The organism is Kordia sp., from assembly GCF_045105435.1.
In the GTDB taxonomy this organism is placed as follows: Bacteria; Bacteroidota; Bacteroidia; order Flavobacteriales; family Flavobacteriaceae; genus Kordia.
This window is the reverse complement of record NZ_JBGCDL010000021.1, coordinates 1-6,835: the sequence shown is the minus strand read 5'-3', so window position 1 is coordinate 6,835 and position 6,835 is coordinate 1. Positions and strand designations below refer to the sequence as shown.

Here is a 6,835-nt window from a genome sequence, read left to right as displayed (position 1 = left end):
ATATCCGCAATTTTTAGGTTTAACACACCACTTTGCTGCGTTCCCATAATATTTCCTGGACCGCGTAATTTGAGATCGACTTCTGCAATTTCAAATCCGTCGCTGGTTTGTACCATGGTTTCCAAACGTGTTTTTCCGTCGGCACTTAGTTTGTGACTTGTCATAAGAATACAGAAACTTTGTTCTGCGCCACGACCTACACGACCGCGTAATTGATGCAATTGTGACAACCCGAAGCGTTCGGCACTTTCAATAATCATCACGGAAGCATTTGGCACATTTACGCCAACTTCAATTACTGTGGTTGCCACCATAATTTGTGTTTCACCTTTGATGAATCGGTTCATTTCAAAATCCTTATCGGCAGGTTTCATCTTTCCGTGTACAATGGAAATTTGGTAGTCTGGCATTGGAAATTCGCGCGCAATACTTTCATAACCGTCCATTAAATCTTTATAATCTAACTGTTCCGATTCTTGAATAAGTGGATACACAATATAAATTTGTCGTCCTTTTGTAATTTCATCCCGAATAAACTTAAACACCTTCAAACGATTGCTATCATACCTATGAACCGTTTTTATAGCTTTTCTGCCAGGTGGCAATTCATCAATCACAGAAACATCTAAATCGCCATATAAACTCATGGCTAGCGTTCGCGGAATTGGTGTAGCTGTCATCACCAAAATATGTGGCGGAAATGTGTTTTTATGCCAAAGTTTAGCGCGTTGTGCAACGCCAAAACGATGTTGCTCATCAATAATTGCCAAACCGAGATTTTGGAATTTTACTTTGTCTTCTAAAATGGCGTGTGTTCCGATGAGAATATCTAATGAACCATCTTCTAACATTTCGTGAATTACACGTCTGTCTTTTGTTCTTACCGAACCTGTGAGTAGCTTTACTTTTACACCTAAAGGTTCCACCAATTCCATGATTCCGTTGTAATGCTGAATTGCTAAAATCTCCGTTGGCGCCATAATACACGCTTGAAAATCATTGTCAATCGCCAATAACATTGACATGAGCGCGACAATCGTTTTTCCCGAACCAACATCACCTTGTAACAAACGATTCATTTGTGCATTGCTACCTAAATCGTTCCGAATTTCCTTAATCACACGTTTTTGTGCATTGGTGAGTTCAAAAGGCAGATGATTCGCATAGAAATCATTAAACTTTTCGCCAACTTGATCAAACGGAAATCCTTTTATTTTCGTTTTATGGATGAGGTTTTTGGTAATGAGTTGAATTTGAATGTAAAAAAGCTCTTCAAATTTTAAGCGATATTGTGCTTTTGCGAGCAATTCTTGCCCTTTTGGAAAGTGAATATTGAATAAGGCTTCACTTTTGGAAATCAGTTTCAATTCATCGAGAATCGTAGGAGGTAAGGTTTCATAAAATTGCGTGCGCGATTCTATGAAGAGTTGTTGCATCAACTTATTGATGACTCTGTTGGTAATGCCTTTATTGCTTAACTTTTCAGTAGATGGATACACAGGTTGCATTGCCGTTCGTAGACTCTGCTCGTGTTCTTTTAATAATTCCATTTCTGGATGTGGCATTGAAAAGGTTCCGTTGAACCAATTCGTTTTGCCAAAAATTACATACGACGTATTTAGTTTTATGCTGTCTTTGATCCATTTGTGACCACGAAACCACACCAATTCCATTTCGCCCGTATCATCCACAAAAGTGGCAACCAAACGTTTTCCGCGTTGTTGTTGTACCATTTTAATGTGCACAATTTTTCCAAGCACTTGTACTTCGGACGAATTTCGTTGCAGTTCGTTAATCTTAAAGTAGCGCGTTTTGTCAATATACCGATTCGGAAATAGGTTGATGAAGTCTTGATACGTATGTATTCCTAGCTCTTTACGCAGCAAATCGGCGCGGTTTGGACCAACGCCTTTAAGGTAATCGATAGGAGTTTGTAATACATTTCTATTCATCAATTCAAAAATAGGTTTTTTGATTGAAAAATTAAATGATTAAATGAATGAAAGAGTATATTTTTAATTTGTGTATTGCTTAGAAAATTCCTTGAACCTTAGGATTTACAGAAATACGCTTTTGCTTTGTCCAAACTTAAATTTTCAATCTCTGATAAATTTTCAGTTAGTTTGTTAGGAGTACATTCAACTTCCTTATTTTTAGCTTTTTTAAGCAATTCTTCCATTGGCGGTTGTCCGTCGTAATAATTTGCTTCCCTTTCCAAACATCGGATCATTTTTCCATTTTTAAAGTAGGTACGATGTTCTTCAATAATATGACTGCTACCTGGCGTATAATCATTTTTGTGAAAGATAAATATTAACTGTCCATCCCAATAATAATGATACTTCGTTCTACAACCATGACCACCACAATCATGCAATTCTAAATACGCTAGCTTGCCTTCTTCATTGTATTTACGTATTAATTTAGAAGATGATCGTTCATCGCATCTGACCTCAAAAGGAACCGTTTTATAATTTTTTGCTTTACTGATAATCGCATATTTTTCACGTATAAACTGAATGTCTGCTTCTATAGAAGTAGCTTCGTTATTTTCAGTATTTTCTTTTACTGTTTCTGTTGGTTTAGTTGTTGTTTCTACTGGTTTCTTTGTTTCTGGCGGAGTTTCTTTTACCGTTGTATCTTTAGATTTAGAAGCGTTTTCACAAGCAGTTGTCAAACAAAGCGTTGCAAGGATCGTTAAAAAAAGAATTCTTTTCATTCGTTGTTATTTTATAGTGTAAAGTCAAGTTTTTTCAATTAGAGAATAGTAAAAGTAACTGTTTTGCGTTTAAGGATTTAGGTAAAAGCGCCTTCAAACAACATTAACAATACAAATACAGGAGATTCTGGAACGTTCATTTCACTGGCTTTCGAGTGAATATCTTACACTAATAATTAAATGGTTTGCGCATCTATTAGCTTTTTAACGTTGACTTTATAGCGAGTTGACATATTATTATTATTAGATTGTTTCTATACTAATTAGCACGTTTCATTATAATTTCGCGAAGAATTGGTTTTGCTTTTTGGGCACTTTTCGAAGAAGTTTCAATCGAAATATCACCTAATAAATCTACAAATTGTCCTGTCATAGTTGCATCAGGTAATTCCAAATTTCCATAGATATTTCGCTTTGAAAGTGTGCCATCTTTCCAATCAATACTTCCTGAATAATCCCATTCAAACCCAAAAAATGCAAATGGTTTTTTATTGAAAACTTCAAGTTCTTTCATGGTGGTTCCGATGGTAATTCCTTCTTTTGTTTTCCAATCTGTGCCTTTACTAAAAATTCGTATATATTGAAGCTTGTTCATGTCTGATGAATCTTCTTCCCATACAAATTCAACTTGATTTTTTGAATCAGGAAATAGCAATGTCATTTCGTATTCGCCCATTCCTTCGGGATAATAGCCAACAGACCTTTTTATATGCTTACCAAAGACTTTTTTTAAGGCTTCTTCAGAATCAAATGCTAACAAACTGTCTAAAGGATAGTCAACTTTTGAAATATCTTTTTTAGCAACTTTAGTAGTTTTTTTTGTTGTCTCTGCTGCTTTTGTAGTCGATTTTTTTGTCTCATTTTCACAACTGTTCAACAAAAATATTATCAGTAAAATATGTAATGTATTTTTCATCATTCGATATTAGTTTTTTTGAAACAGGTTAACCAATGGCTTCTAATTTCTGTATGTTATAGATTAGCAAAATACGTTTTTTTATAGTTTTTAGAGTACTATTTATTGATTTGACAATATATCTATGGTCATTACCATTTCTTTTTTTATGTTTTTTAACTTCTTAGCTTTCGTTATTATTAATTTTAAAATTTACATTATGAAAAAAAAGAATCTTAGTTCATTAAGACTTAACAAGAAATCAATTTCAGCATTTGATTCTTCAAAAATTGTCGTTGGAGGAGGAACTGTCAATCAAACTTGTGCAGCAAACACACGTGCACGCAATGAATGTAGAATGTGTGAACCTCAATAGTCTTTCAAGCGAACTTCGGTTCGCTTTTTTCTTTCTTCACATATAAAAAATCAATTAAACCAAACGGCATAGCGTTTTCTGCGCAATTCTAAAGCGATAAATTTTTCAGCTTGCAACGCTTGATGTCTTGTTGGAAACGGATCAATGTGATTATACAAACTAGGACGTAAATATAAACCATACTTTTCCACAATGTTGGAAGAGAGTTTGTGTCCTTTTTTATTGCGATATCCAGTTTTGTGTTGCTCAAAACGTTCTTTAGGTGTTTTACTCGTCATTCCCACATACAAACATTCTAATACACCATTAAATTGCGGATTCGCCAAGCGAAATTTTGTATTTTCTGTAAACACTCGTTTTGAAAGTTCTACTACGTAAATTCGGTATTCTGTTCGAGGCATTTTCTATTAGTATTGAGTTTTTAGTAGTGAGTATTGAGAAATGTCACTTATAGTTTCATCGATAAAATTGCCAAGCAAATTTTAATTCCTTGTGTAATGTTTCCGATGCGAATATTCTCGTTCGGATTGTGCTGATTGTTGTCCATATTTACCATCGGAACAATAATGGCAGGAATATCCAACACTTGTATGGCAGGCGTAATCGGAACTGTTCCGCCCATCGTTCTTATCATGATTGGATCGTTGCCAAATGCATTCGAAATCGTGGTTCGTAACTTTTTGCCAATAAACGAATTAATGTCCGTTCGAAACGCACTTACACCAGCATTTGTAGTAATTGTAGCGATTTTTGTATGTTTTGAACGTTCGGAATCTATTGGTTTACGATTTAATACCAAATAACCTTGTGACTCAATATGTTTCTTGACTTTATCTAATTGTGCTTTTCCATTGGTTTCTTTCACCAAGCGCACATCCAAATACGCAGTCACAATCTCTGGAATAATCGTTTTTAAACCTGGACCTTTCCAAGAAGTTTCAATATGGCGCACATTTAACGACGGATATTGCAATGCTTCTTGATAGGTTTTACCAACATTATCAGGTTTTGAAATTCCTAAACTTTTCTGAATTTGCACATTATCATCTGGTACTTGAGCTAGTAATTTTTGTGTTTCTGTATCTAAAGTAATTCCATCATAAAAACCATCAATAACAACTTTTCCTGTTTCATCTTTCATGCTTGCTAATAAATGCGACATGCTAAATACAGGATTTGGTGCATAATTTCCGTAATGTCCGCTGTGTTGCGGCAATTTGGCTCCGTAAATGCTAATATTTATAGTAGCAATTCCGCGGCAACCAAACGTCAACGTAGGTTTATTGGTTGGATGCGCCGGTCCGTCCATAATAATCATATAATCGGCAGCATATTTATTTTTATAGGTTTCAAGTGTGCTCAAAAAACCTTTGGAACGTGTTTCTTCTTGTAAATCGAGAATGATTTTAACGTTATATTGCAGTTTTTGTTGTTCTTTTTGAAGAAACTCTAATGCGGACAACATCATAATAATCGGCGCTTTATCATCCGCTGCAGCGCGACCAAATACGCGCCAATCAGGATCAATATATGTTTTGATGCGCGACCAATTAATAATTTGCCAAACACCATCGTCATCTTGTTCTTTTAGCACAGGACGAAACGGATCTTTCTGATTCCACTTCTGTGGATTGACTGCCTGACCATCTAAATGTAAATAGAATAAAATCGTTTTCGCCTTTGGATTCACTTGTTTTTCCGCTAAAAAAACAGGCAATGTGGACGTTTTTAAGATAGAAACTTCAAAGTCCAATTCTTTAAAAGCTTTTGTAACCCAATCAACATTTTTCATCATGTTTGCTTCATCGGAAGCTACATTTGGAATACTTACCAATTCACGATGTTTCTCTAGTATTTTTGGGAGTTCTTGCTTTATTTTTGCATCCCAATCTGTTTGAGCGAATACTAGGTTTCCTGATAAATAGAGTAGGAGTAAAAGTGTATTTTGAAGTTGTTTTTTCATTGAGAAATAAGTGTTAAGGAACATATGGAATACTTATAAATATCGATACTCGGCAATTTCCCATTCGTACATGATTCCAAACTCAGAAAGCGATTTTGGTTTTTTATCAAACTTAATAATGGTTGTTTTTTCTTTTATACCTTCTTCTTCCTCATTCCCAAGTTCTTCTTCATTTGCAATATTTCCTTTAGTGATGACAATTTCATTTTTTGTAAAGTCGAACGCACAAATTTCAGTATCTCCAGAAGCAGCATGAACACTGTTACTTTCTGAGAATATAATCATAAATTGATCTTCTTGAAGTTCAAATACATACCGAACATCAGAACGTGTATATTGCTGTGCAATAGTTAATTGATTGGCTGCAATACTAAGATCAGGAGCTATCATTGCAGACATGCCGCCTTCATCTGATCGTGGAATAAATACATTATTTTGCGTATGTACTTTATATGTATCATTCATACATAAAAATACGAGCACAATGCGCGCTTTGCTCAGAGAAGTTGGACAATCGGCACAGCGAATTTCTATAAAATCTTCCTTAGATTCTATCACAATTACAACATCATCTTTACCATCTTTATTTAAGTCGCCAGTAGCTTTTTCTAAAACATACCAATTTTTATCTTTTTCAATCTCAGCAAGTGTTTTTCCTGTAAAATTAGGATATTCAGTAGGTTTTTCTTCTTGTGCAAAAATCATCAATGTATGGAAGAATACGGTGAATAAAAGGATGTGTTTTTTCATAACGAATACAATAATTTTAAAGGAATTGCTACTTTCTCTACCAAGATACTAAAATTGCAATATGTAATTTCAATTTTTACAAAAAATGATCTTTTATCACTTCCCATTCATACATTTCATTGAAATCTGATA

At 34.6% G+C, this 6,835-nt stretch carries 7 protein-coding genes; 1 reads left to right on the top strand and 6 read right to left on the bottom strand.

All coding sequences use genetic code 11. From position 1 onward, the window contains the following. The 3 genes from recG to AB8B65_RS00925 all read right to left on the bottom strand — a co-directional run. A partial coding sequence (gene recG, locus AB8B65_RS00935) for an ATP-dependent DNA helicase RecG (RefSeq protein ID WP_405298913.1) occupies nt 1–1,952 on the bottom strand: 1,952 nt, incomplete at its 3' end. Nucleotides 1,953–2,050: 98 nt separating this feature from the next. Beyond that, the gene (locus AB8B65_RS00930; RefSeq protein ID WP_405298912.1) at nt 2,051–2,719 is read right to left on the bottom strand and encodes a hypothetical protein; all 669 of its coding nucleotides are present in this window, start codon (nt 2,717–2,719) and stop codon (nt 2,051–2,053) included. A gap of 259 nt (nt 2,720–2,978) precedes the next feature. Next, a complete protein-coding gene (locus AB8B65_RS00925; RefSeq protein ID WP_405298911.1) occupies nt 2,979–3,638 on the bottom strand; it encodes a hypothetical protein in 660 nt (219 codons plus the stop codon). A gap of 196 nt (nt 3,639–3,834) precedes the next feature. On the opposite strand from AB8B65_RS00925, the gene AB8B65_RS00920 reads away from it, so the two are divergent. Next, complete coding sequence (locus AB8B65_RS00920) at nt 3,835–3,990, top strand: hypothetical protein (RefSeq protein WP_405298910.1); 156 nt, start codon at nt 3,835–3,837, stop codon at nt 3,988–3,990. A gap of 50 nt (nt 3,991–4,040) precedes the next feature. Here AB8B65_RS00920 and AB8B65_RS00915 read toward each other — a convergent pair whose 3' ends face one another. The 3 genes from AB8B65_RS00915 to AB8B65_RS00905 are packed head-to-tail and all read right to left on the bottom strand — an operon-like array spanning nt 4,041 to nt 6,703. Continuing rightward, nucleotides 4,041–4,391 (bottom strand): GIY-YIG nuclease family protein, encoded by a 351-nt coding sequence (locus AB8B65_RS00915; RefSeq protein ID WP_405298909.1) that lies wholly within the window; start codon nt 4,389–4,391, stop codon nt 4,041–4,043. Nucleotides 4,392–4,438: 47 nt separating this feature from the next. Then, the gene (locus AB8B65_RS00910; protein WP_405298908.1) at nt 4,439–5,953 is read right to left on the bottom strand and encodes a M20/M25/M40 family metallo-hydrolase; all 1,515 of its coding nucleotides are present in this window, start codon (nt 5,951–5,953) and stop codon (nt 4,439–4,441) included. A gap of 33 nt (nt 5,954–5,986) precedes the next feature. Then, nucleotides 5,987–6,703 carry a hypothetical protein gene (locus tag AB8B65_RS00905; RefSeq protein WP_405298907.1) on the bottom strand — a complete coding sequence of 239 codons (717 nt, stop codon included), beginning with the start codon at nt 6,701–6,703 and terminating at the stop codon, nt 5,987–5,989. Nucleotides 6,704–6,835 lie beyond the last annotated feature (132 nt).

Coding starts and splice junctions, on each gene's coding strand:
- AB8B65_RS00925 (WP_405298911.1), bottom strand. CDS start 3,638: ATGATGAAAAATACATTACATATTTTACTGATAATATTTTTGTTGAAC.
- AB8B65_RS00920 (WP_405298910.1), top strand. CDS start 3,835: ATGAAAAAAAAGAATCTTAGTTCATTAAGACTTAACAAGAAATCAATT.
- AB8B65_RS00905 (WP_405298907.1), bottom strand. CDS start 6,703: ATGAAAAAACACATCCTTTTATTCACCGTATTCTTCCATACATTGATG.
- AB8B65_RS00915 (WP_405298909.1), bottom strand. CDS start 4,391: ATGCCTCGAACAGAATACCGAATTTACGTAGTAGAACTTTCAAAACGA.
- AB8B65_RS00930 (WP_405298912.1), bottom strand. CDS start 2,719: ATGAAAAGAATTCTTTTTTTAACGATCCTTGCAACGCTTTGTTTGACA.
- AB8B65_RS00910 (WP_405298908.1), bottom strand. CDS start 5,953: ATGAAAAAACAACTTCAAAATACACTTTTACTCCTACTCTATTTATCA.